Below are 24727 nucleotides of genomic sequence, written 5' to 3' on the forward strand. Positions count from 1 at the left end.
TATGCCTAAGTATGTTGACTCCATTTTAAATCAATAATGTTATCTAACCCAGCCAAGTCATCTTAATCAATAACGCAATTCTATGATTTGAGATCGATGACATCGTCGAGAATATACTGCATCACTTTTTGCTCGCGACGGATCAGTTGCACAAATTAACCGATAAGTGAGCTGAATCTATTATAGAATTTTTAATTCTTACGCGATAGGGATTCCGAGTGCTGTGAAGCGGTTGAGTATGACCGCACGGATATCCGCCTCGGTGATCTGGCAGTCGAAATCATGAGCGATCAGACACTGCCCCAGCAATCTACTGCAGTGCATCTTCGTTTCGACGTGGCGTCGTCGATAATAGCCACTTCATCGTCTCCAGATGGCCCGTCCGCCTTGCCTGCAAGTCCGTAGGGTTCATTCGGGGCAACGGTGCCCAGTAATGTGGAACTCCATGCCTTTGCATTCTTTTCCGGAAAAATGCAGAGGCAGCACGCCGCGGCTGGTAATAGTTTCATGGAATTGCTCTATTATTATAACGCTTGCCTGTTTTATGAGCAAATGTCGGCTTTCAGAAAATCTCATGGGTTATTTAAGTGATCGGAGTGGGGTGAAAGTTTTTCACGAGGGTCGTCCATGTGAATGTCCGGTTTTACCGATCACCTCAGACAAAGCCGACCTTCCGTTTACCCCCCAAAGCTGACATCCACCCCTACCTCCACTCCCTCAAATACCGCCCCCCCAAATCCACCAACAACTCATACCCAATCGTCTCCGCCGCCTCCGCCGCCATCTCCAGCGGGTTATACGGCCCAATCAGATCAAACGCCTCCCCCGCTGCCAGTGGCATCTCGCCAAGGTCCGTCACATCCACGGCCAGCGAGTCCATCGACACGCGCCCGATCAGTGGCAGCTTCACCTCGGGACGTGACGGCAGGATCGCCGTGCCGCGTCCCGAGGCTCTGCGGAGGAAGCCGTCGCCATAGCCCACACCCAGCAGCGCCACGCGGGTCGGGCGCTTTGCCACGAACATCCCGCCATAGCCCACGGCCTGCCCCACCGGCACGTCGCGCGTCTGGATGACATTGGCCTGCAGACGGATCACATCACGCATGGGGTTCGGACGGCCCGGCGTCGGGTTGACGCCATAGAGCGCCGCCCCCGGTCGTCCGAGATCGAAGCGCCAATCGGGGCCGAGAAACAGACCGGAGGACGCTGCCAGACTGCGCGGCGCAGCGGGAAGTTTCGCGGCCAGCGCACGGAAGGTTTCAAGCTGGTGGCGGTTAGCCGGATTCTCCGGCGTATCGGCGCAGGCCAGATGGCTCATCACCAGCACGGTGCGGATGCTCTCCAGCAGCGTGGCATCACGCGCCAGACGGTCCACTTCCTGCGCGGTGAAGCCGAAGCGGGCCATGCCGGAATCCACCTGCAACACGGCGGGCAGGATCCGCTCCTGACGGCGGGCCAGTGCCTGCCACTGCGCCACCTGCTCCATGCTGTTGAGGACCGGGATCAGATCATGCGCCAGAAACTCGGTCGCCGTTCCCGGTGGCGGCCCGTGCAGCACGAAGATGTTCATCTCCGGGTTGAGATACGGACGAAGCGCCACGCCTTCCGACAGATGCGCCACGAAGAAATGACGGCACCCGGCTTTTTCCAGCACCGGCCCGACATGCTCGACCCCAAGGCCATAGGCATCGGCCTTGACTGCGGCAGCGCAAAGCGGTGCGGGATGCTCGGCTGTGGCACTCCCGGCCATCATCCCCGCAAGCGTGCGATAATTCTCGGCAACCGCCCCGAGGTCGATGGTCAGGATGCCTCCGGCTGCCTGTGCATTCACGCCCATTATCCGCTCGTCCTTCGGTGCCGTTTACCTTTCTTTCCTCATAACAGCGGAAGTTTCGTCTGTCAGGCCCATTTCATTTCGAACCCGGAACACCCTGACTTGTGGAATATTCAAAGTGCAGCGCCTGCTCCGGATTCACGATGGGATAGATCGCGTGCGCGGCCATCGCGGCTTCGCTGAAGCCTTGCAGAATCAGCTTGAGCTTGCCCGGATAAGTCGCGACATCACCAATGGCGAACACGCCGGGCAGCGAGGTTTCGCAGGTCGAGGGCGTGACTGGCACGGTGGAGCGGATCTGGTCCATGCCCCACTGCGCCAGCGGGCCAAGATCGGTCGCCAATCCGAAGAAAGCGAGCAGGTGATCCGCTTCCAGCACACGGCTCTCGCCCGCCAGCGTGGCCACTTCGACGCCGGAAAGCTGCCCGCCCTCCCCATGCAGCGCCTTGAGCTGATAGGGCACGACTTTCTCGATCTCACCGCGCGCCACGGCCTCCTCCAACTGGCTGAGGCTTTCCGGAGCAGCGCGGAACTTGTCGCGGCGGTGCACGAGATAGATCTTTTTCGCGACATCCCGCAGGGAGAGCGCCCAGTCCAGCGCGGAATCGCCACCGCCTGCGATCACAAGCGTCTTGTCCGTGAAATCCGCGCGACGACGGACGTAATACTGCACGCCACCCGTGGCCTCATACGCCGCCAGATCGTCCAGTGGTGGACGGTTGGGGCCGAACGCTCCCGCACCCACGGCAAGGATCACGGCGCGGGCCTTGAGCGTGTCGCCCCTGTCGGTGCCGAGCGTGAAATCCCCGCGATGACCGCTCAGGGTGGTCACACGACGGCCCAGCAGGCGCGGCACATCGAACGGACGGATCTGCGCGTCAAGCTGTTCGATCAGTTGGCCGCCCTCGATCGCGGGGCAGGCGGGAATGTCATAAATGGGTTTTTCGGGATAAAGCGCCGCGCACTGACCGCCAATCTCGTCGAGCGCATCGACAAGCACGCAGCGCAGCTTGAGCATTCCGCACTGGAAGGCGGCAAACAGGCCGGTCGGGCCTGCGCCGATGATAACGACGTCGGTCTGGATCGTGTCGGCTGACATGATGGTGCGCGCTCCTGCCTCACACATGGCGTTCCTGTTGGACGCTTTTGTGCGACAGGGCGACGCGGGAGGCAATGCGCGGGGCGGAAAACTCCCGCGCATTGCCCGGAAAAACCGCCTTTTACTTGCGCAACGGCAACTCGCCCGTGAGGAACTGCGCACGCCCAAGCCCAAAGGACCAGTGCGCGTCCTTGTTCTCAACAACCGAGATCATGACATCCGAAGACTTGATGCCGCACTCGGCCTCCAGTCGCTCGGTCAGCAGGCGGTAGAACAGCGCGAAACCGCCATCGCCACGCGGACGGCTGAACACCTGAAGCAGCACCATGTCCTTGGTGCGCGGAATCCCAAGCCCGGTATCCTCAAGGATCATGTGCGAAGGCTTGTGCTCCGTCACAATCTGATAGCGGTCGCCACGCGGCACCTGAAAGGCCTCCAGCATGGCCTCATGCGCGGTGTCGAGCAGCTTCTTGATCTGCTCTTCGTTGCGACCTTCGTAGATATGGAAATGCAGAAGTGGCATGAAATTCTCCTCTCAGAATAAAGAACGAACCGAACTCAGTCGAGTTCGATGATGAGTTTGCGCACGGTGGCCACCATGTCGCGCAACTGCTCCGGCGTGGAGATGAACGGAGGGCCGAAGGAAATCGTATCGCCCGTACAGCGCAGCAATAGCCCTTCCTTCAGGCCGCGTTCGAACATCGCCAACCCGCGCGCGCCCGGCTTGCCTGCGGCCGGTTTCAGATCAATGGCGGCCGTCAGACCGATGTTGCGAATGTCATACACAGTCGGCACATCACGAAGGCTGTGAACCGCTTCTTCCAGAACCGGCTCCAACGCCCGGGCACGGGAGACAAGATTCTCTTCTTCCATGATGTCGAGCACGGTATGCGCGACCGCCGCAGCCATCGGATGGCCGGAGTAGGTGTAGCCATGCGCGAATTCGATGGCGTTTTCCGGACCGGTCATGAAGGTGTTGTAGATGTCCGACGACACGATCACACCGCCCATCGGCACGATGCCGTTGGTAACAGCCTTGGCGAAGGTGATCATGTCCGGCTTCACGTTGAACCTCTGGGACGCGAAGTTTTCGCCCATGCGGCCAAAACCCGTGATGACCTCATCGAAGATCAGCAGGATGCCATGCTTCGTGCAGATCTCGCGCAGGCGTTCGAGATAGCCCACGGGCGGCACCAGAACGCCGGTCGAACCCTGCACCGGCTCCACCATGACGGCGGCGATGGTGGAGGCATCATGTAGGGCGACCAGTCGCTCCAGATCCTCCGCCATTTCCGCGCCCCATTCAGGCTGGCCTTTGGAGAACGCCACCTTGGAATGATCATACGGATGACGGATGTGATCGACGCCCGGCACCATGATGGTGGCGAACATCTTGCGGTTGGGCACAATGCCGCCGACCGACATGCCGCCCAGCCCGACACCGTGATAGCCGCGCTCGCGTCCGATCAGACGGAACCGTGCACCCTCACCCCGCAGGCGGTGATAACCGATCGCGATTTTCAGCGCCGTGTCATCGGCTTCCGAGCCGGAATTAGCGAAGAACACATGGTCCATGCCCGCCGGTGCCATGTTGGCGATACGCTCGCTCAGGCGTACGGTCTCGGGATTCGCAATCTGGAAACCCGGTGCAAAATCCAGCGTGTCGGCCTGCTTGCGCAGCGCTTCCGTGATGCGCGGGTCGGCGTGACCCAGCGGTGAACACCACAGGCCGGAGAGCGTGTCGAACAGCTTCGTGCCGTCCGCCGCCGTGTAATACGCGCCCTTGGCGGACGTAACGACACGGGCCAGCCCCTGCTCACGCACACGACGGTTGGCCGTAAACGGCATCCACCACGTGCCTTCCTTGAGGGTGGCGGCGCAATCAAACTCGTTTTTCAGTTCCGGCATCGGTTGCTCCAGCACTCGTACGCGACGACGACGCCCTTACGATACCGAAAGGAAGTCGTTCGCTTTCCGAAACACATGATGACGCAAATGACGCGCGCTGCCAAATGAATGGAGCGTGCTTTTGCAGAAAAATGAAAATGAATGGCCTATTTTCAGCTCTGAGCCGCCTGTGCGCGCTCAAAAACATCCTGAAGAATGGCGTTCAGACGGACGGAATAGGCTTTTTCACTGTTTTCATCGGCCAGAACCGCCAACGCACCGGCGCGCACTGCGTCCCACAGATCGCGGTCTTCATACAGAGCCACCACACGATCCGCGAACACCTGCGGATCATTGTCCCCGCCCGAGATGATTTCCATCCCGTCCCGCCATCCAAGCTGGCGGCACAACAACTGGGACGCCACGACAGGCAGACCGTGTGAAGCAGCCTCATGAATCTTGAAAGGAATGCCTCCGGCAAAGCGCGTAGGTGCGACGAAAATACGGTGAGACGCATAAAGCGCCGCCGGGTCTTTCACCGGCCCCACCAGTTCCACCCGTGGGTCATGCCCCAGCGCGCTGAGATCGACGCCCGCTCCCAGATACCCCGCAACCGTGAACCGCACGCCTTCGGGCAGGCGGTCCCGCAGCAATGGCAGCACCTTGTTCACGAACCACACCAGACTGTCATGATTGGGTGAGTTCGCCTCATGAATCGCACCGAGGAACAGCATGTCCCGACGCTCACCCCACCCTGCCGGTGTGGGGCGCAAGGGACACATATGGCCGAGTTCTGCCACATGCTCGTGTCCCGCTTCACGCAGGATGCGCGCGTCGAGCGGATTGACCGCCACAATGGTCTGACACAACCACGCGCTGGAGAGTTCATCTTCCAGAGCGTCCGCCACACTGCGCGTCAACGGCAGATCGAACAGTTTTGCCCGCAGGGCGTCACGCGGGGCCGTAACCGCTTCGGTATCGAGCACGAGCGCGTCGATCGGCAGAGCCTGCGCCTGCGCGAGCAGCACCGGCAGCATACGTCCGACATTGTGCGTGCGGCCGATCCACACGCCGTCATACATCCCGCTGCGCTCCTGAAGGAACGCTTCCAGATGTTCGAAACCACGATCGTGCAGCACCTCGACCCCAACAGGGAAATCACGATGGATAACCGGCAGCGGATCGGTCGAGGAATAGATCGGAAACACCGTCACTTCATGGCCGAGGGCCGCCATCGTGCGCACGATGTCGTTGGAGCGCACAAAGCCGGAACCAAGACGGCGCGTGGGAATCCGGTCTTCGATGAACAGGATGCGCCGCGAAGAGGACGACGGCCTGACACTGCGCGCCCGGGACACCATGACAGGAGACGGTGGCAAGGCCGTGTCCAGACGACGGGCATGTCGGCGGCGCAAAAGACGGCACTCGGCTTGCGCCTGCTCGTCATCCACCGGCTCATGCGCATCGTTGGACACGATGAGGGACGGTTCATAAAGCGTGCGCCGCCCCAGCGCCGCAGCCCGCAGGCACACATCGGCAAGCTGGAAAGCCTGAGTGCCGAAGGCTTCATCGAATCCGGCAAGCTGCTCCAGCAACGCCCGATCGATCAGCATGGCAGGCGCCGTGCTGCAGGGAACCTGCCGGCGGAAACTGACCTCCGGCGCTTCCAGCCGCGCCCCTTCCATATAGCGCGCGAGAGAACCGTCACGCCACGCAATGGCCCCCGCTTCCCACAGGCGGCCATCCGCACGCATCACCCGCCCCGTGACAAGGCCAACCCGCTCCGCACCACCCGTCGCCCGACTTTCCGCCAGTTGAGCCAATGCTGCATCGAGCGCGCCATAACGCAGTGTCATGCCCTGCCCGAGCCACAGCACATCCGGCGCGTGCAGATGCGGCAGGGCCGCCCGCAATGCTTCCGCCCGGGTAGCCGTCTGCCCCAACCGAATGACCTTCACACCCGTGACGAAATGGTGCAGGCGCCGCGTGTCATCTTGCGATCCGCAATCCACCACAACAACCTGCATCGTCTCGCCACAGGCAGCATGGAGAGCCGAAAGGGCAGACAACGTCAGGGGCAGCCGGTTGTGCGCCATCAGCACGACACCCAGTCGTGCCGCGCCTTGCCGCGTAAAATCGAGCGGATGGCGGGTCAGGAGCGGCAGAAGTGCTTCCGCCTTGCGGCGAGCAAGCGTCTCGAACTGCTCCAGTGGCGGTCGCTCAACGCCTTCGTCCAGTGGACGCACATGGCGACGCGACAGCCAATGAACGAACACATCCCGCACCAGCCCGCGTTCGATGTCGGCACGAACGGTTCCCGAAAAGAAATAGACGTTCAGATCGATATCGGGATGCGGCTTGCGGCGCTCGAACACACCATAACGCACGAAATGATCGTATCCCGAGCGGAGGAACCCGCTGGTGATCGCGTCCTCAATGTCGGGATAAAGTTCGAGATAGTAATCTTCCTCGAACCATTCCAGCGGACCATACTGGCGCGGTGTCGGGTTTGTCAGAAAATGATGGAGCGCGCTGGAAAAAGCGCCACCTTCGAGAGCCTGCGCCACATCGGGATAGGTGCGCAGATACCACTCTGGATCAAAATACCAACTGACACGCAGATCCGTGCGCTGCTTCAGATCGGTAAGGAAATCCGCGAACGGTCCAATCTCGGGAATACGTGTGGCCGCAGGCTTGCCTTCACCCGCAGGTGCGACCACAGCTTTTGCATAATAAAGGTGCGGATCGAAAAACAGGTGTCCGGAACGGAACTCCCTGTCTCCCACACTCAGATAATGGTCGTAACCATTGGCCAGCCCCAGACGGTCGAGCGTGGAGCGGGTTAGATCGGGATAACGAGCGAGATACTGACTCTCGGAGAAAAGCCAGTGTGGCGAGCGGGAGCGAAAACCGTCTGCTCGGTAATGCTCGAACCCGCTGGCGAAGGTGCCCGCACGCACGGCGGCGGCGACATCCGGATGCGCGGCGAGGTACCATTCCTCATCAAAGAAGCGGTTGGGCGACCATCCTTCGCGTTGGCCTGTCTCGCGGTAATGCGCCTCCAGTTCCTCGGAGGATGCGCTGGCCAACTCACCCAGCCGCCCGCCATAGGTGAGACGATACCAGCCGGCATCAAACTGCGCCCATGCAGGGATTTTCATTGATTCCGGAGACACCAGACCTCTCAACCATCACAGGAGCGGGCTGTTGCCAGCACCACCACGACGCACTCATCCGGACGATGAGGCGTTGCCCCGCAACAACCACCGGCGTCCGTTCCCGATTTTGTGTAAAGACTACCCCGCCATGCAGACCGGCACAACGCAGGTGCTCTGACCCGATTTAGCGGGCCACCTGTCCTGCGGCCCGGCGGGACTGCCACAGCGCCAGAAAATCGATCTGCGGCAAAATGACCGGCATGAACCCAGCCTCCCGCGTGATGTCGGCCAGATAGTTGCGGGCTGCGGGGAAGATCTGACGCGGCGCTTCCACCAGCAGCAGCGGCTCGAAACTTTCCGTCGTCACATTACGCAGGGTGAAAAGACCGGAATAGGTGATGACCGTCTCGAACAGGCGCGGTGCGTCACCGCCCTCGACCGGCTCTTCCCCGATGCCTTCGCAGCGCATGACAAGATCCACCTCGAAATCGGGCTGGTTCTCCAGAATCTGGCGCGCGGTGACATCGATCGCCATGCGCGTGTTGGGACGCACCGGCGGTCGGGTGTGCAGCCGCGCAGAATCTATGGCCTGAAACGACACCGAACGGACGTACTGAGCGCCCAGAATCAGCGTGGGTTGAGCCGGATTCGTCCCTCCGCTCACGCTGTCCGCGCCACTGGCGCCCTGAGTAGCTCCCGCCACCGTTTCCATCGTTGCCTGATCGACCATACGTAAAAGGACTTCCATTTAATGTGTTGTACAATCTTCCTTCAGGACTGGGCTTTAGCAAACTCCGTCCCGGGCCGCGAGTATGCAATGAAACTCTTTACCATCGAATGAAACGGCATCTCGCCACACGGAACAGTTTGCAGCGCATGAACCGTTGCGTTTTCGCATTGACAGCGCAGACCGGCCAAAGGACATTCATCCCGCTGGAGGAAGCATCGATCCATGGCCTTTCATCATACGCTTGGCGGAGAGCGCCACACCTTCACCGATCTCAAGGCGCTGCTTGCGGCCGCGTCCTCTCGCCGATCGGGCGACGAACTGGCCGGGCTTGCCGCCACTTCGGATGCACGGCGCGTAGCTGCGCGCTATGCGCTGGCGGATCTGCCGCTGTCCACGTTCCTTGCCACCGCACTCGTTCCGTATGAGGAAGACGAAGTCACTCGCCTGATCGTGGACACCCACGATAAAGCGGCTTTCGCCCCCATTGCTCATATGACAGTCGGCGGCTTTCGGGATTGGCTGCTCTCGCATGAGGCCGACACGCAGGCTCTGCGCGCCATTGCACCGGGCGTCACACCCGAAATGGCGGCAGCGGTGAGCAAGCTCATGCGCAATCAGGATCTGATGAGCGTTGCGCACAAGATCACAGTGGTCACCAAGTTCCGCAACACTATCGGCCTGAAAGGCTGCCTCGCCTCCCGCCTCCAGCCCAATCACCCCACGGATGACCTCAAGGGGATCGCGGCCTCCACCCTCGATGGGCTGCTTTACGGCATGGGCGACGCCGTGATCGGCATCAATCCCGCGACCGACAGCGTGGCCAACGGACTGGCTCTGCTGGATATGCTGGACCACGCCCGCCAGCGCTACGATATCCCGACACAGACCTGCGTGCTCACGCATGTCACCAATACCATCGAGATCATCAATCGCGGTGGCGCGGTTGATCTCGTGTTCCAGTCCATCGCCGGCACGCAGAAAGCCAATGAAGGGTTTGGTGTCTCACTCGCCATTCTCAAGGAAGCGCGCGAGGCCGCCCTATCGCTGGGACGCGGCACACTGGGCACGAACCTGATGTACTTCGAGACCGGACAGGGCGCAGCCCTCTCCGCCGACGCGCATCACGGGATCGACCAGCAGACCGTGGAAGCCCGTGCCTACGCCGTGGCGCGGGAGTTCCATCCGCTTCTGGTGAATACGGTCGTGGGCTTCATCGGCCCGGAATATCTCTATGACGGCAAGCAGATCATCCGCGCCGGACTGGAGGACCATTTCTGCGCCAAGCTGATGGGCGTCCCGATGGGCTGCGACGTCTGCTACACCAACCACGCCGAAGCCGATCAGGACGACATGGACAACCTGATGGTGCTGCTCGGAACCGCAGGCATCACCTTCTTGATCGGGGTGCCGGGCGCGGACGACATCATGCTCAATTACCAGAGCCTGTCTTTCCACGACATCCTGACCGTCCGTAACCTGCTTGGCCTCAAGCCCGCACCGGAATTCGCGGCCTGGCTGGAGCGGATGGGCCTTTATGACACGCACCGCGAGCGGATGCTCCCCGTCTCCCCCGGACAGACCCACCTCGGCCAGATGATCGCCTGACCATGACCGACAGCACACCCCCCAGCACCTCGTCGCGCCCCACAGGCGACATCGTTCACCTCGACCCGTGGCAGGATCTGCGCGCCCTCACCCGTGCACGCATCGGGCTTGGCCGCAGCGGCAACGCCCAGCGCACCACCGATGTGCTGGCCTTTCAGGCCGCCCACGCGCAGGCTCGCGACGCCGTGCATACGGCGCTGGATGTGGACGCGATGAAGGCGGCCCTCGGCGAACCGTGCCTCGTGGTGCATAGCCGCGCTCCCGACCGCCCGACCTATCTGCGCCGCCCAGATCTCGGACGCCGCCTCGCCCCCGAAAGCCTCGCGGAACTCAAAAAAGGCGATTGGGACGTGGTGTTCGTCGCTGCCGATGGCCTGTCCTCCGTCGCGACCGCCGAGGGCGCCGTCGCGCTCTATCAGGAGATGAAAAAACGGCTGCCGGACTGGAAAATCGCCCCGCTGGTCATGGCGCTTCAGGGGCGCGTGGCGTTGGGCGACGAGATTGCGCAAGCCATGGGCGCACGCATGGTCGTCATGATGATCGGCGAGCGGCCCGGTCTTTCCGTGGCCGACAGTCTGGGCGTCTATCTGACATACGCTCCACGTGTCGGCACTCCGGATTCGGCGCGCAACTGTCTGTCCAACATTCATCTGCATGGGCTGAAAACAGCTCCCGCCGCCGACAAGCTCGCGTGGCTGATGAAAGAGGCGCGCAGCCGTCAGATCACGGGTGTCGCACTGAAAGATGACGCGCCCGACGAGATAGCGCTTCCGTCACACGACACCTGAAATTCATCCTCGAGACATAGAGGCAATGTCAGCTCGAACGGGCAACATAGGCTCGCCGTGCTCTTTTCGTTTTACGCAGACAGGATATTTTTTGTGGCTGCAGAAAACGAGAGACTGTTGATCGCACCGATATATTTCACAACATGTCAAGCGTGACACTTTTGCCGCAGGTGGTTACTTTCCTGACGAACAACAAATTTTCCCGCTTGCCTCATTTCGATTCCGTTTCGATTATAAACCTGTTCAATCCCGATTTAGGGACACGGGACCAGCCCATCCCCGACTGCCCAAGGAGACAGCCCTCGATGCTCGCATTGTCCCGCGGAAAGGTTCTCGGCCTGTCATCAGCCCTGATGACGGCAAGCCTCACGCTGCCTCATGTCGTTCATGCCCAAACCACCACGGCGGCACCCGCCGCTGCTTCAAACGTCACCGTCAACACGGCCCCTCCGGCCACCACGGCTCCTGACGAAGTTTCGGACCACAACAAACTCGTCGATGACGACGTCGCAGAAACCGAAGAAAGCCTCAAGCTCGTTCAGGGAAACATTTTCCATCCCAAGGCGGGCAAACCGCTGAACTACTGGGACGGTCTGGTGGGCCATCTCACGGTAGAGGCTGGCATCGCCGGCAACCCGTGGACCAAATCCGCACGCAACTTTGCACAGTTCTATGTGGATCGCGCGAACACGGTCACCATGAACCAGATCATGGGCTCGCTGTCCCATCCCGTGACGAATATCGGCAAGGGTTACGGTTTCGGCTTCACCTTCGAGACAATGTATGGTTCGGATGCCCGCTTCGATCCGACCATCGGTATGGGTGACGGCGCCATTTCCGGACTTTATCAGTGGGTTCCAACGCAGGCGCATCTCGATTTCCACATGCCTTGGCTGCTCAAGCGCGGCATCGATGTACAACTCGGCCAGATGTACGGTCTGCTGGGGTCTGAAGGCACGCCAGCGCTGGCACGTCCCTTCTACACCTTCAACTATGCGTCCGATTATATCGTACCTTTCCAGGTCATCGGTATCTACACGACACTGCATCTCGACAAGCATGTGGACTGGGTGCTGGGCATCGACGCGGGTAACTCCACCAGCTTCGGACAGGCCGGCAACAATAGCCGCCCCAAAGGCACATTTGGCTTCAACTTCATGAAGCTGCTTGACGGCAAACTGGATTTCCACATCCTTGGGCACTTCGGGCCACAGGGGAACAACAGCCGCGCGTCCTATGCAAACGGCTGGTACAGCGCAGGTGTCGGCAAGATTGCCAACCAGAAGATGCAGTACAACGTCGATGTGCTGGCGACCTATCACATCAACGACAAGATGACCTTCACCATCGACGGCACGTGGCTGCACGACGATCTGACACGCGACGATGTCTATGGCGTGACATCCTACTTCGCCTACGACATCAACCCCAACCTGACCTTCAACGCCCGCGGTGAAATTCTGCGCGACAACACCGGCGGCACGATCGTCGAATATTCAAGCTTCACCTCCTTCACCAAGGCCGCCAGCAACAAGCCTTACCCCTACTATGGCGCGCTCCCCACGACCTTCGGCGAACTCACCGTCGGCGTGTCCTACCGTCCGGATTTCATCAACAAGCGTGTGACTTTCGGTCAGTTCACGTTCCGGCCGGAAATCCGCCTCGACAAGTCCCTCAACGGCACCCGTCCGTTCAACGCAGCTGGCACCGTGGACAACCCCATCGTCACGCACGGCACCAACAACATGCTGTGGTTCAACGCAGACGCCATCTGGGCCTTCTGATCCACTACGGCGGAGCCTCGGCTCCGCCACCTCTCGCCACAACTGCTGGAACATGGTCAAATGCCCCGTCAACAGACCGGACGGGCCGCATGAAACCAGCTCCCTACGCCGTCAACGCCCGCCCCACGCGCGGGCGTTTTCACACCGAACCCGAAGCCACGACCCGCTCGCCCTGGCAGCGGGACCGGGATCGCGTCATCCATTCTTCCGGCTTTCGCCGTCTGCAATACAAAACGCAGGTCTTCGTCAATCACGAAGGCGATTTTTTCCGCACACGCCTGACCCACTCGCTGGAAGTGGCGCAGATCGCCCGGTCCATGGCCCGCCACCTCAATGTGGACGAGGACATCACCGAAACCATCGCCCTCGCCCATGACCTCGGCCACACACCGTTCGGTCATGCGGGGGAAGAGGCGCTCGCCGCCGCCATGAAGCCGTGGGGCGAATTCGACCACAACACGCAGGCTCTGCGGCAGGTCACCATGCTGGAGCACCGTTATCTCCAGTTCGACGGTCTGAATCTGACATGGGAGACGCTGGAAGGGCTGGTCAAGCACAACGGTCCCGTCACACACCCTTCGGCCTGGTTGCGGGAACACGACTCACAGTTCTGTCTCAAACTCGGGTCTTTCGCATCTGTCGAAGCGCAGCTTGCCGCCCTTGCCGACGACATTGCCTATCACGGGCATGACCTTGATGACGGCATCAAATCCGGTCTGCTGTCGCTGGACGATCTGGTGGATGTCCCGGTCGCGGGAGAGGCTCTCAGAGAAGCCCGCGCATTGGCCGCCACACTGAAAGACACCACCACGCCTGTCGCTCTTGAGCAAAGAATCCGGCATGAGACCGTAAGGCGGCTGATCCATCGCCTCGTCAGTGATGTGCTGCGCCAGACAGCACTCAACCTGACCGCGCTAGCGCCCGGATCCGCCGATGATGTGCGTCATGCGGATCGTCCTGTGGTGACGTTCAGCCCCGCCATGCACGAAGCGAATCAGGGTATTCGCACCTTCCTGTTTGCCCGGCTCTATCGCCACTGGAAGGTGAACCGCATGTCCCACAAGGCAAAACGGGTGGTGACGGAACTGTTCGACACGCTTGGCGCATCACCCAATCTGTTGCCGGATGGCTGGAACGAACAATCCTGTGCCGCGCCCAATGAAATCGCACGACGGCGCGTGGTGGCGGACTATCTGGCTTCCATGACGGATCGTTTCGCCATGGAAGAACACCGGCGGCTTACCGATCTGTCAGTGCCCGGTTAGAAAAACAAAAGGAAGCCTGAAGGCTCCCTTTTCTCGATCAGGCGATCTCGATGTCGACTTCACGGATGCCTTCGCGGTGCTTGGCCTCCGGATGACCGACATGAAACGGCTCATCGGGGATCAGATACACATTGCTCAGATCGGCAACGGCAAGACAGCTCCACTCGCTGGTGGGCGGGATGCCTTTTTCGTGGGAATCTTCTCCCCGATACATCAGCACCTTTTCGATACCATCACCCTTGCCTAGCGCATGCGGCGAACCGCTCTGCGGCTTGCCGGACAGCGTGAAGCCGACAACGCTCTTCTTCTCGATCGCCTCACGCAGGGTCTTGTAAGCGGACATCGGTTATTTCCTTACCTTTAATTCCACAGGACGATATTTTGGGAAATCAGCCCTCGCCCGCCGTTTTCTTGCCCAGAAGAGCAATCTCTTCAGCCGTCACACCTTCGGGATTGTGCGTCGCTTTCTTTGCGGCCTCACGTTCCACTTCGCTCGCATGTTCCCCACCCTTGAGAACATGTTCGGCCAAACGAAGAACCTCTTCCTTCGTCAGTAATTTGGGTGTGTGAACCGCCTTGCGGGCCAGATCGTGAAGCGAACTTGAAGCATGCGGTGCGCGATCATGTGCCATAGGATTTCTTCCTTTTCAGAACTTGTATCTCTGAAAGAAGGGAATACAGACGCCAAAACGCAACATGCAGTCAGCGTATGTGAGCCATGAAAACAGGTGCAACCACCGTTTTTCATCATGTGTTGCTCTTATGCAGAGCGGCCATGCGCAGGAAAATCCTGACTATGGCCGCCTCTCCTGACCTGCCATAGGATGCCTATCGCGGGATCAGGGAGCCTTTCATGAAAATCGCACTCGGTCAGTTTGCTGTCGCCCCCGACTGGAACACCAATCTTGAACAATGCGTGGCGCTTATCGGCCGCAGCGTGGCGGAAGAAGCCAAGCTGCTCGTGCTGCCCGAGAGCATCATCGCCGCTGACATGAATGATCCCGGCATCACTGTACGCACAGCCCAGTCACTCGACGGACCGTTTGTGACAGGGCTGGTAGCCGCACTCGCTGGGACAGAACTGACCGTCATCTGCTGCGTCGCCACCCCGGCGGAACAGCAGATGACCCATAACTGCCAGATCGCCATCAACGCCTCCGGCGTCATCGCCTGTTACTGCAAGCTGCACCTCTACGACGCCTTCAACATGAAAGAGTCCGACACCTATCTTTGCGGAGCCGAACTCCCGCCCATTCTGGAAATCGGTGATCTGCGCGTCGGCCTCATGACCTGCTACGATGTGCGTTTTCCCGAACTTGCCCGTGCGCTCGCCGTACGCGGCGCGGACTTGCTCACCTGTCCCGCCGCCTGGGTGCGCGGCCCCGGCAAGGAATGGCACTGGCAGGTGATGGTCACCGCCCGCGCTCTGGAAAACACCTGTTATGTCGCGGCCGTAGGTGAATGCGGACCGCGCAATATCGGGTGCAGCATGCTGGTCGATCCGCTTGGCGTGGCCGTTGCCCGGACGGGCAGCGAGCCGGACCTCCTCTTTGCCGAAGTCGATCCCGAGCGCATCCGCGCCACGCGCAAGGTTCTTCCCGTGCTGGCCAACCGCCGCTTTCGCGATCCCGAACTCTCCTGATTTTCCCCTACGGAGTCCCTGATGGACCACTTGCCGACATCTGACGCCTCCACCCGTGACGATGGCTTCGTTCATGTGCGCGGAGCACGGGAGCACAATCTCAAAGATGTGGCGGTGGACGTCCCTCGGGACCAGTTGGTGGTCTTTACCGGCGTGTCCGGCTCCGGCAAATCCTCGCTCGCCTTCGGCACGCTCTATGCCGAGGCCCAGAGGCGCTATCTCGAATCCGTCTCGCCCTATGCGCGCCGCCTGTTCCAGCAGATGCCAGTGCCGGAAGTGGACATTGTGGACGGTCTTCCGCCCGCCATCGCCCTCCAGCAGCAGCGCGGCGGCAGTTCGGGCCGCTCCTCGGTGGGCAGCATCACCACCTTGTCGAACCTTTTGCGGATGCTCTACTCCCGCGCTGGTACCTATCCCACCGGTCTGGCACGGCTGGAAGCCGAATCCTTCTCCCCCAACACGCCGATGGGCGCCTGCTCGCGCTGTCATGGCCTTGGCCGGATCCATGAGGTGACGGAAGCCAGCATGGTGCCGGACCCCAACCTGTCCATCCGCGAACGCGCCGTCGCCTCATGGCCCACGGCGTGGCAGGGACAGAACCTGCGCGATATCCTCATCACCATGGGGGTGAATGTGGATTGTCCGTGGCGCGATCTTCCAAAAAAGACACGCGACTGGATTCTCTTCACGGATGAAACACCGACCTACCCTGTCTATCCAGGCCTCACCCACGCGCAGGTAAAACGCGCCATCGCGCAGGGGCTGGAGCCGTCCTATCAAGGCACCTTCACCGGCGCGCGACGCTACATCCTCCACACCTTCGCAAACTCGAAAAGCGCTATGATGCGGCGACGGGTCGAGGCGTTCATGACCGTAACGGACTGTCCGGAATGTCACGGTCAGCGCCTTAACGCGGACGCATTACGGGTCACGTTCGGGGGCCGCAACATCGCGGCCATGACAGCGCTGCCGCTGGAAGACATTGCCCGGGCTCTGACCGACACTGTTAGCACAACCGCTCCCCAGACAGCCACGGCCATTGCGGCACGCCGCATCGTGGACGACATGATCGCGCGTATCGGCGTCTTGCAGGAACTGGGTCTGGGCTATCTCCAAATGGACCGCGCCGTGCAGACCCTTTCTCCTGGCGAATATCAACGCCTGCGGCTGGGCACACAGATTTATTCAAATCTCTTCGGCGTGGTCTATGTGTTGGATGAGCCATCTTCCGGGCTGCATCCCGCCGACACACAGGCGCTTCTGCGGGCGCTTCACAGCCTGCGCGATGCGGGCAATTCGCTTTTTCTGGTCGAGCATAATCTCGATATCATCCGCAACGCTCAATGGGTGGTGGATGTCGGCCCGCAAGCCGGTGTCCGAGGCGGTGAGGTGCTCTATTCCGGGCCGTTGGACGGACTGAAGGACATTTCGGCCTCCCGCACACGGGACTATGTATTTGGAAGCAACAATACACATCCAACCCCCTCCCCCCGCGCGCCATCGGGCTGGCTGCGTCTGAGCGATCTGCGCTGGAACAATATCGACGGTCTGTCGGCATCCTTTCCGCTGGGCACCTTCACCTCCGTCACAGGTGTCTCCGGTTCTGGAAAATCTTCGCTTGTCAGCCAGATTCTCACAACAGTGGTAGCCCGCGCTCTCGGGCAGGCGCTTCCGGAACAGGAGGAAGAGGAAACGGCCCTGATGGCGGCCGATCCGACCGCCGAACCGCAAGGACACGTAACCGAAGGACTGGAATCCATTCGCCGTCTGGTGGTCATTGACCAGAAGCCCATCGGCCGCACACCACGCTCAAATCTTGCGACCTATACAGGGCTTTTCGACACCATCCGCAAACTGTATGCCTCAACCGATCTGGCGAAAAAACGTCACCTCGATGCAGGATATTTTTCCTTCAACCTGCCCAAAGGACGTTGCCCCGTCTGCGAAGGCGCCGGATCGACAATGGTGGAGCTTCTGTTCCTGCCCAGCGTGTACGCGCCCTGCACCGCCTGTCATGGCACACGCTATAAGGCCGAGATTCTCGAAGTCACATGGCGTGGAAAGTCCATTTCCGATATCCTCAACATGAACGTCGATGAAGCCTGCGATTTTTTCGCCGACGATGCCGGACCGGCACAGTGCCTCACCACCCTGAAACGGAGCGGTCTCGGCCACCTCACACTCGGCCAGTCCGCCACCGAACTTTCAGGAGGCGAAGCCCAACGCATCAAACTGGCAACCGAACTTCAAAAACAACGACGCGGACACACGCTCTACATACTCGACGAACCCACAACCGGGCTGCATCCCTCGGACGCAGATCGTCTGATGGGCCATCTTCAGGAACTGGTGAACAACGGCAACACCGTGATCGTCGCCGAACATGACATGCGACTGGTGGCACGGGGAGACTGGGTCATCGATCTTGGCCCCGGCGCGGGAAGCCATGGCGGACAGATCGTGGCACAGGGCACCCCAGAAGAGGTGGCACAGGCACCCAACAGCGCCACCGCTCCATTCCTTGCGCAGTATTTCAGAACAAAATGACATTCAGTGCCGCTTTAGTATTGCGCGAAAATGCACCGCACATAGGATGCGCTCCGAAAGGATATCGCCATGACCACGAAAGCAACCGAGTTTCTCACCCGGAAAGGCATTCCATTTTCGGTGCATGCTTATGAATACGCACCGGATGGAGGAAAGATCGGCCTGCAGGCGGCTCAGGCCATCGGAGAGAACCCGGAAGCCGTGCTCAAGACCCTGATGGTCAAGGTCGATCGCAAACAGCCTGTGTGCGTCATTATCCCTTCCAACCACAAGCTCGATCTCAAGGCGCTGGCAGCGCTTTTCGGCGGTCGGAACGCCCGTATGATTGCCCCCGAAGAGGCACAGACCATGACGGGCTTTCAGGTCGGCGGCATCAGCCCCTTCGGTCAGACGGAACAGGCTCCGGTTGTCATTGCCGAGCAGGCCATGAAGCTGGACCATATCTATGTGAACGCAGGCGACCGGGGTCTGGTGGTGAAAATCGCACCCGCAGATGCCCAGCGCGCCGTGGACGCCAAGGTCGGCCTCATCTCTGCAGGCTAAATAGTCTTTGTTTTTCCTTACGTACACTCTATCCGGGCCGCCCCTTTTCTGAAGGGTGCGGCTCTTGTCATTTATCGATTCACTCAATCGCATGACACAAATGCAAATTTTTCATAGCACAAAGAGATTGTTTCCATCACATTGCGCAACTGACACTCACTCGCAACAACTCGATACAAGGCTCTTGCTTCATGGCGTCTCCCTTCCCGGCTCCTGCCTCCAAGCGTCGCCATCTTACGACGAACTGGAGAAGTGGCCTCCTCACAGGCCTATGCACGTCGGCCCTGTTTCTGGGGTGGAGCAGTGCGGCGCGCGCGGACGGTCTTCCACAGTCGCAGATCGCACAGGACCGGGCCCGCCTTGGAAACTCGACGCCGCTGATCAACCAAACCGACCCGGCCACGGTGCGGGAGTCCATGGCCGCTGCCGAACCACCCAAGGCCGATAGCGCTGATAACAAGGATGATTTCGACGCCTCCGACAAGCTGCTGGGCGACCCGTGGGGGGCACGTTCATGGCTGGCAAAGCACGGCATCACCATCGACATTCAGGAAGTGGACGAACTGTGGGGCAACGCTACCGGCGGCACACCTTCACAGGCGGACGGCAATGCGGCCTGGGGCGGCGACGGCCACGGTTCAGGCACGGGCGCGGCCTATGACGGCGTGACCATGCCCACCCTGCAAATCGACACCGAGAAGCTGTTCGGGCTGCATGGCGGTCTGTTCAATGTCAGCGCGCTGCAGATCCGCGGACGCTCGATGTCGCAGGATCATCTGGGTGTGTTCAACCCCGCTTCGGGCTTCGAAGCCGACCGTTCCACGCGCCTGTTTGAGTTGTGGTACCAGCAATCCTTCCTGCACGATAAACTCGATATCAAAATCGGTCAGCAGGATCTCGACACTGAATTCCTGATCTCCGATTACGGCGCGCTGTATCTCAACTCCAATTTCGGCTGGCCGATGGCGCCGTCCGTCAATCTCTACGCAGGCGGTCCGTCCTGGCCCCTCGCCTCGCCCGCCGTGCGCATTCGCTATCGTCCCACCGACGACTTCACCTTCATGTTCGCCGCCGCCGACGACAACCCGCCGGGCAACAAGAACAACTCGTTCGGCATCCAGAACGGCGGCAACTCGGCCGATCCCACCAATCAGAATACGAACAACGAGAACGGCGCCAACTTCAACATGGGCACTGGCGCGCTGCTCATCACTGAACTGCAATACGCCACCTCCATCGGTGGCTCCGATGACGGGCACGGCCACAAGACCGAAGGACTGCCCGGCGTCTACAAGCTCGGCGGCTATTACGACACCGCACGCTTCCCCAGCTATCTACGCAACAACATGGGCCAGCCGCTTGGCAGTTCCTCCGACACGACAGGCATTCCGAAATGGAAGCGTGGCAACTGGATGGTTTACGGAATCATCGATCAGATGGTCTGGCGACCTTCGGCCGATTCACCGCAATCTCTGGGCGTATTCGCACGCGTCACGGGCAATGGCGGTGACCGCAACCTGATCAGTTTCGCGGTCGATGCCGGCGTTAACCTCAAGGCACCGTTCAAGGGACGTGACAACGACACGCTGGGTCTGGGCTGGGGCATCGGCCGACCGACTTACGGACAGCGCCAATATGACCGCAATTCCGGCTCTATCGTCCAGCGCAACGAGAACCATATCGAACTGACCTATCAGGCGCAGGTCATGCCCTGGTGGGTCATCCAGCCGGACTTCCAGTATGTCTGGCGTCCCGGTGGCGGCGTGCAGGATTACGGTTCCTCGCATCTCCGCCGCGTCCGCGACGAAGCCATCTTCGGACTCCATTCTTCCATCAATTTCTGAGGAAATAAGAAAACCGCTTCCCACGAACAGTTGGGAAGCGGTTCTACTTTCCGACGAAAAAGAAAAGCTCTCCGATACACATTATCGGAGAGCTTTGTTTTACCAGATTTCAGGAACGATCATATCCTGCGGCGTCGGCTGACGCTCATATTCCGGGTGATAGACACGCGGCGGCAGTTCCACCAACGGCTTCTCCACCGCCTGATACGGCATTTGCGAGAGAAGATGCGCAATGCAGTTCAGGCGCGCCTTTTTCTTGTCCACGGCCTGCACGACCCACCACGGCGCTTCGGGGATGCTGGAACGCTCCAGCATGACTTCCTTGGCCTTGGTGTAGTCTTCCCAGCGAATACGGCTCTGGAGATCCATCGGACTGAGTTTCCACTGCTTCAGCGGATCCTCGATACGGGCGCGAAAACGACGCTCCTGCTCATCATCCGTGATGGAGAACCAGTATTTCACAAGACGGATGCCACTGCGCACCAGCATGCGCTCAAATTCCGGCACGGAGCGGAAGAACTCTTCGTACTGATCGTCCGTGCAGAAACCCATCACGCGCTCGACGCCGGCGCGGTTATACCAGCTTCGATCAAACAGCACGATCTCGCCCGCTGCCGGAAGATGGCTGACATAGCGCTGGAAATACCACTGCGTGCGCTCGCGCTCGCTCGGAGCCGGAAGTGCCGCCACCCGGCAGGTGCGCGGATTGAGGCGTTGGGTGATGCGTTTGATGACGCCGCCCTTACCTGCCGCGTCGCGTCCCTCGAACAGGATGACAACCTTCTCACCCGTGTCCTGTACCCAGTCCTGCAGCTTCACAAGTTCGCCCTGAAGACGAAGAAGTTCACGGAAATAGGTGCGACGGAACGAAGCCTCTCCCGTACTTTCTCCTTCAAGACGACGGTCGTCGAGTTCGAGTTCAAATTCCTCATCGATATCGTCGAGGATTTCCTCGCGCACACTCTGACGGTCCATTTCCGCACGGCTTTGCAACGACTGGTCGTTCACGGCGCTCTCCCGATCCGCCCGGCATCACGACGACGCCAGGAAACACGCAAGACGCACGGCACCCCGTGCACCGTTCTGCGAAACGGCCACAGGAGGCCATGCGCCCTCCACTTTCTGCCAGAACGTCCAGGACATCGTCACGAGACAAAGCGATTTTGTCTTCATGTTTCACAAAACCGACATGAAACCACGATGATGGCACAAAAAAGCGTGACGGATGCCCAATGACAGCTGTCACGCCTTTGCGTTCTCGTTCCCGATGATGCTGTCATCGGGAACAATTATAAAAGAGGGCGTCAGAACACCTGACGCAGCAGAACGTAGAGCACGCCGCTGATCATCATGGCAGCCGGCAGCGTGATGACCCATGCCAGCCCCATGGTGCGCAGGGTGGACCATTGCAGCCCAGAACCATTGGCTGCCATCGTTCCAGCCACACCGCCTGAAAGGATGTGAGTGGTGGAGACCGGCATGCCATAACCTTCCGCCAGACCGATCGTGCCCATGGCGACGATCTCGGCCGCAGCACCCTGAGCGTAGGTCAGATGTGTCTTGCCAATCTTCTCGCCCACGGTAATGACGATGCGCTTCCAGCCCACCATCGTGCCCAGACCCAGCGCCACGGCGACCGCAACCTTCACCCAGGTCGGGATGAAGCGGGTGCCCTCGTTGAGATCCTTCATGAAGGTCTTCAAACCGGCCACATCCTGAGCGGAGAAGGAAGGATCCGACTTCATGGTGCGGATAGCATCGGAGGCAAGATACATATCGGTACGAACGTTGGGAACGACAGCGGACGGCACGGAATGGATGGAGCCGTAATCCTTCACGTCACGCGATACGGCATCGGAAATAACAGCCAGAGCACTATAGACTTCCGGACCTGTCACACTGCGTGTGCGCAGGGCATCACCAACGATCTGCCGTGCCGTGACCAGATCCGGGACCGTCCCGTGTGTTCCCGCATGAGACTGAAAGATCGATGTGGCCTGATCGGCGGCCTGCACAAAGCCCGGCGTCATGTCTTCAGGCATGGCGCGGTTCAGCGCATACGCCGTCGGCGCCGCGCCGATAAGGATAAGCATGATCAGACCCATGCCCTTCTGGCCGTCGTTGCCACCATGGAAGAACGACACACCGGTGCAGGTGGTGATCAGCAGACCACGAATCCACCACGGGGGCGGCTGATCACCTTTGGGCGCTTCGTAGAGCTTGCGATTGCGGATGAAGAGCTTCATCAGCACCAGCAGAGCCGCCGAAAGTGCAAAGCCGCAGATCGGGCTGAACAGCAGAGACTCGAACACCTTCGTCACCTGTGTCCAGTCCACGCCCTGCGTCGCCACGCCATGCGGCGCGAGAAGTTGGTTGGCCAGACCCACGCCCATGATCGAACCGACCAGCGCATGAGACGATGAATTGGGAATACCCAGCGCCCAGGTAGCAAGATTCCAGATGATGGCCGCCAGAAGTAACGCGAAGATCATCGCATGTCCCGCGCCGCTTCCCACCTGAAGGATCAGTTCCACCGGCAGCAGCGTGACGATGCTGTAAGCCACCGCTCCGGAAGAGATGAGCACGCCAGCCAGATTCCACATACCCGACCACACGACAGCGACCAGCGGCGGCAGACTGTTGGTGTAGATGACCGTCGCCACGGCGTTGGCCGTGTCATGAAAGCCGTTGACGAATTCGAAGCCCAGCGCGATCAGCAACGCCAGTCCGAGAAGAACGAATGCCCCAATCGCTACATCCTGACCGCCCGCGGCGCGGACGTCGGAGATGACGCTGTAACCCACGAACGCAAGAGCCGCCATGATGACGCCGAAGAAGAACAGCCTGAAAGCAGGATGTTCGCCACCGCGCATGTCCGGACGCCCGATGGGTGCGCTGTCCGCTGTAGTGTCTGACATGGATTAACCACCCAGCAATGAAAACCGGCGCTCTTCTAGGCACCTGCCCGGGCAAATCCACAGTGACGGTTTTATGACAGACGCTGAAATCAGGGAACCACCGCCATATCCCTGTTTGTTACGAATTATCGCGCCAACGATTCCAGAAATCGTCCCAGAACGCTGGAGCCGCGCACAAGACGCAGACGGATCAGCAGAGGCAAGAGATAACGGTTGCTGTGCGTCAGCTTAATAACGGGCGGCGGCGTGACTGGCGCATCCAGCCGGCACAGCAGTGTAGCGATACGTTCACGGTCCCAGCGCACGGCCATCTGGTAGAGAAAGGGGCCATCTTCCGCCTTGCGCAGGAACAGAGCGGAGGCCCCGGCTTCCCGTAGCGCGATCTGCTCGGCCAGATAGACCAGCAGATACTCCGGACGCTCAATCCCCTGACGGATCGTGTCATAATCCGGCCGCGCCACAAGCGAGCGGAAATACGCATCGCGCCCCAGCGTAAGCACCTTGCGCAATTCGTCGCGCCAGACCTGAACCAACGTCGTCTGCGGCGGGCAGGCGAGAAACCAGCTCTCAATAATGGGAAACCGTCGATCCTGCGTGTCCTGCGCCCGGTAATAGGCCACCAGATCGGCGGAATTGCTGCAACTGGCGTCATGCACCCATTGCAGGCTCTCATGAAAGATGCAGGTTGCATCGACCCAGATACCGCCATACTGCGCCAGCAGTTCCAGACGGATCAGATCGCTCTTGAGGGCTGCGGCAAGATCGGGACGCTCCAGAAAGGGCGCGTCGATATGCTCACGCACATTGCGGTTGTCGAGCAGCCGGACATCGTGATCGGGGTTAAGTGCCCGCACACGCGCAATCGTCGCCTCGACCAGCGGCGGCTTCGTGTCGCCGTCCCAATACATCCACACGATACGCGGAATGGCGCTTTCACTGTGCGTCTGCGTTCCCGTCGCGAGAGTGTCTGTCCAGCCCATGAAGGAAGGCGCTGTGCGCTCCTTGGAGGCAATGCCATAAAACAGGCTCTTCGCCGCGTCTTTCCACAAACGAAGATCGCTTTTCGATAGCATCGCTGCTTCT

The 24727-nt window shown here is 60.1% G+C and carries 19 protein-coding genes and 1 pseudogene; 8 read left to right on the forward strand and 12 right to left on the reverse strand.

The window, feature by feature from the left end:
• Positions 1-198: 198 nt before the first annotated feature.
• The 7 genes and pseudogenes from KUA11_RS18180 to KUA11_RS06450 form a co-directional block, all read right to left on the reverse strand.
• A pseudogene (locus KUA11_RS18180) lies at positions 199-384 on the reverse strand (IS5/IS1182 family transposase); the annotation flags it as partial.
• 319 nt (positions 385-703) lie between these two features.
• On the reverse strand, positions 704-1837 hold the full coding sequence (alr, locus tag KUA11_RS06425) for an alanine racemase (RefSeq protein WP_217409547.1): 1134 nt from the start codon (positions 1835-1837) through the stop codon (positions 704-706).
• A 73-nt stretch (positions 1838-1910) separates the two neighbouring features.
• A complete protein-coding gene (locus KUA11_RS06430) occupies positions 1911-2933 on the reverse strand; it encodes an NAD(P)/FAD-dependent oxidoreductase (RefSeq protein WP_217409548.1) in 1023 nt (340 codons plus the stop codon).
• Positions 2934-3054: 121 nt separating this feature from the next.
• On the reverse strand, positions 3055-3456 hold the full coding sequence (locus KUA11_RS06435) for a tautomerase family protein (protein ID WP_166317940.1): 402 nt from the start codon (positions 3454-3456) through the stop codon (positions 3055-3057).
• 35 nt (positions 3457-3491) lie between these two features.
• Positions 3492-4841, reverse strand: a complete 1350-nt coding sequence (gene aptA, locus KUA11_RS06440) for an omega-aminotransferase AptA (protein WP_217409549.1) — start codon at positions 4839-4841, stop codon at positions 3492-3494.
• Between the two features lie 152 nt (positions 4842-4993).
• Positions 4994-7981 (reverse strand): glycosyltransferase, encoded by a 2988-nt coding sequence (locus tag KUA11_RS06445; protein ID WP_217409550.1) that lies wholly within the window; start codon positions 7979-7981, stop codon positions 4994-4996.
• 181 nt (positions 7982-8162) lie between these two features.
• Positions 8163-8708: a protein-export chaperone SecB gene (locus KUA11_RS06450; RefSeq protein ID WP_217409551.1), complete on the reverse strand. Its 546-nt coding sequence runs from the start codon at positions 8706-8708 to the stop codon at positions 8163-8165.
• Between the two features lie 222 nt (positions 8709-8930).
• Between KUA11_RS06450 and KUA11_RS06455 the strand changes: the two genes are divergently transcribed.
• From KUA11_RS06455 to KUA11_RS06470, 4 genes are all read left to right on the forward strand, one after another.
• On the forward strand, positions 8931-10313 hold the full coding sequence (locus KUA11_RS06455) for an ethanolamine ammonia-lyase subunit EutB (protein ID WP_217409552.1): 1383 nt from the start codon (positions 8931-8933) through the stop codon (positions 10311-10313).
• 2 nt (positions 10314-10315) lie between these two features.
• Positions 10316-11101 (forward strand): ethanolamine ammonia-lyase subunit EutC, encoded by a 786-nt coding sequence (eutC, locus tag KUA11_RS06460; RefSeq protein ID WP_217409553.1) that lies wholly within the window; start codon positions 10316-10318, stop codon positions 11099-11101.
• Between the two features lie 353 nt (positions 11102-11454).
• Positions 11455-12885: an outer membrane beta-barrel protein gene (locus KUA11_RS06465; RefSeq protein ID WP_408744167.1), complete on the forward strand. Its 1431-nt coding sequence runs from the start codon at positions 11455-11457 to the stop codon at positions 12883-12885.
• Between the two features lie 89 nt (positions 12886-12974).
• Entirely contained in the window at positions 12975-14150 is a 1176-nt protein-coding gene (locus KUA11_RS06470) for a deoxyguanosinetriphosphate triphosphohydrolase (RefSeq protein WP_217409555.1), read from the forward strand.
• A gap of 37 nt (positions 14151-14187) precedes the next feature.
• On the opposite strand, the gene KUA11_RS06475 is transcribed toward KUA11_RS06470, so the two are convergent.
• Positions 14188-14493, reverse strand: coding sequence for a hypothetical protein (locus KUA11_RS06475; protein WP_166317964.1), 306 nt, complete (start codon positions 14491-14493; stop codon positions 14188-14190).
• A 46-nt stretch (positions 14494-14539) separates the two neighbouring features.
• Positions 14540-14782 carry a hypothetical protein gene (locus KUA11_RS06480; RefSeq protein WP_217409556.1) on the reverse strand — a complete coding sequence of 81 codons (243 nt, stop codon included), beginning with the start codon at positions 14780-14782 and terminating at the stop codon, positions 14540-14542.
• A gap of 221 nt (positions 14783-15003) precedes the next feature.
• On the opposite strand from KUA11_RS06480, the gene KUA11_RS06485 reads away from it, so the two are divergent.
• From KUA11_RS06485 to KUA11_RS06500, 4 genes are all read left to right on the forward strand, one after another.
• Positions 15004-15792 carry a deaminated glutathione amidase gene (locus KUA11_RS06485; protein ID WP_217409557.1) on the forward strand — a complete coding sequence of 263 codons (789 nt, stop codon included), beginning with the start codon at positions 15004-15006 and terminating at the stop codon, positions 15790-15792.
• A gap of 21 nt (positions 15793-15813) precedes the next feature.
• Entirely contained in the window at positions 15814-18339 is a 2526-nt protein-coding gene (locus tag KUA11_RS06490; RefSeq protein ID WP_217409558.1) for an excinuclease ABC subunit UvrA, read from the forward strand.
• A gap of 69 nt (positions 18340-18408) precedes the next feature.
• Complete coding sequence (gene ybaK / locus KUA11_RS06495; protein ID WP_217409559.1) at positions 18409-18882, forward strand: Cys-tRNA(Pro) deacylase; 474 nt, start codon at positions 18409-18411, stop codon at positions 18880-18882.
• Between the two features lie 191 nt (positions 18883-19073).
• Positions 19074-20726, forward strand: a complete 1653-nt coding sequence (locus KUA11_RS06500; protein WP_217409560.1) for a carbohydrate porin — start codon at positions 19074-19076, stop codon at positions 20724-20726.
• 99 nt (positions 20727-20825) lie between these two features.
• Here the strand turns inward: KUA11_RS06500 and ppk2 are convergent, their stop codons facing one another.
• The 3 genes from ppk2 to KUA11_RS06515 form a co-directional block, all read right to left on the reverse strand.
• Positions 20826-21701 (reverse strand): polyphosphate kinase 2, encoded by an 876-nt coding sequence (ppk2, locus tag KUA11_RS06505; RefSeq protein ID WP_217409726.1) that lies wholly within the window; start codon positions 21699-21701, stop codon positions 20826-20828.
• A gap of 329 nt (positions 21702-22030) precedes the next feature.
• Positions 22031-23644, reverse strand: a complete 1614-nt coding sequence (locus KUA11_RS06510; protein WP_217409561.1) for an inorganic phosphate transporter — start codon at positions 23642-23644, stop codon at positions 22031-22033.
• A gap of 125 nt (positions 23645-23769) precedes the next feature.
• On the reverse strand, positions 23770-24717 hold the full coding sequence (locus KUA11_RS06515) for a glycosyltransferase family 32 protein (protein ID WP_217409562.1): 948 nt from the start codon (positions 24715-24717) through the stop codon (positions 23770-23772).
• Between the last annotated feature and the right edge of the window lie 10 nt (positions 24718-24727).

It is taken from the genome of Acetobacter estunensis, from assembly GCF_019083805.1.
GTDB lineage: Bacteria > Pseudomonadota > Alphaproteobacteria > Acetobacterales > Acetobacteraceae > Acetobacter > Acetobacter estunensis_A.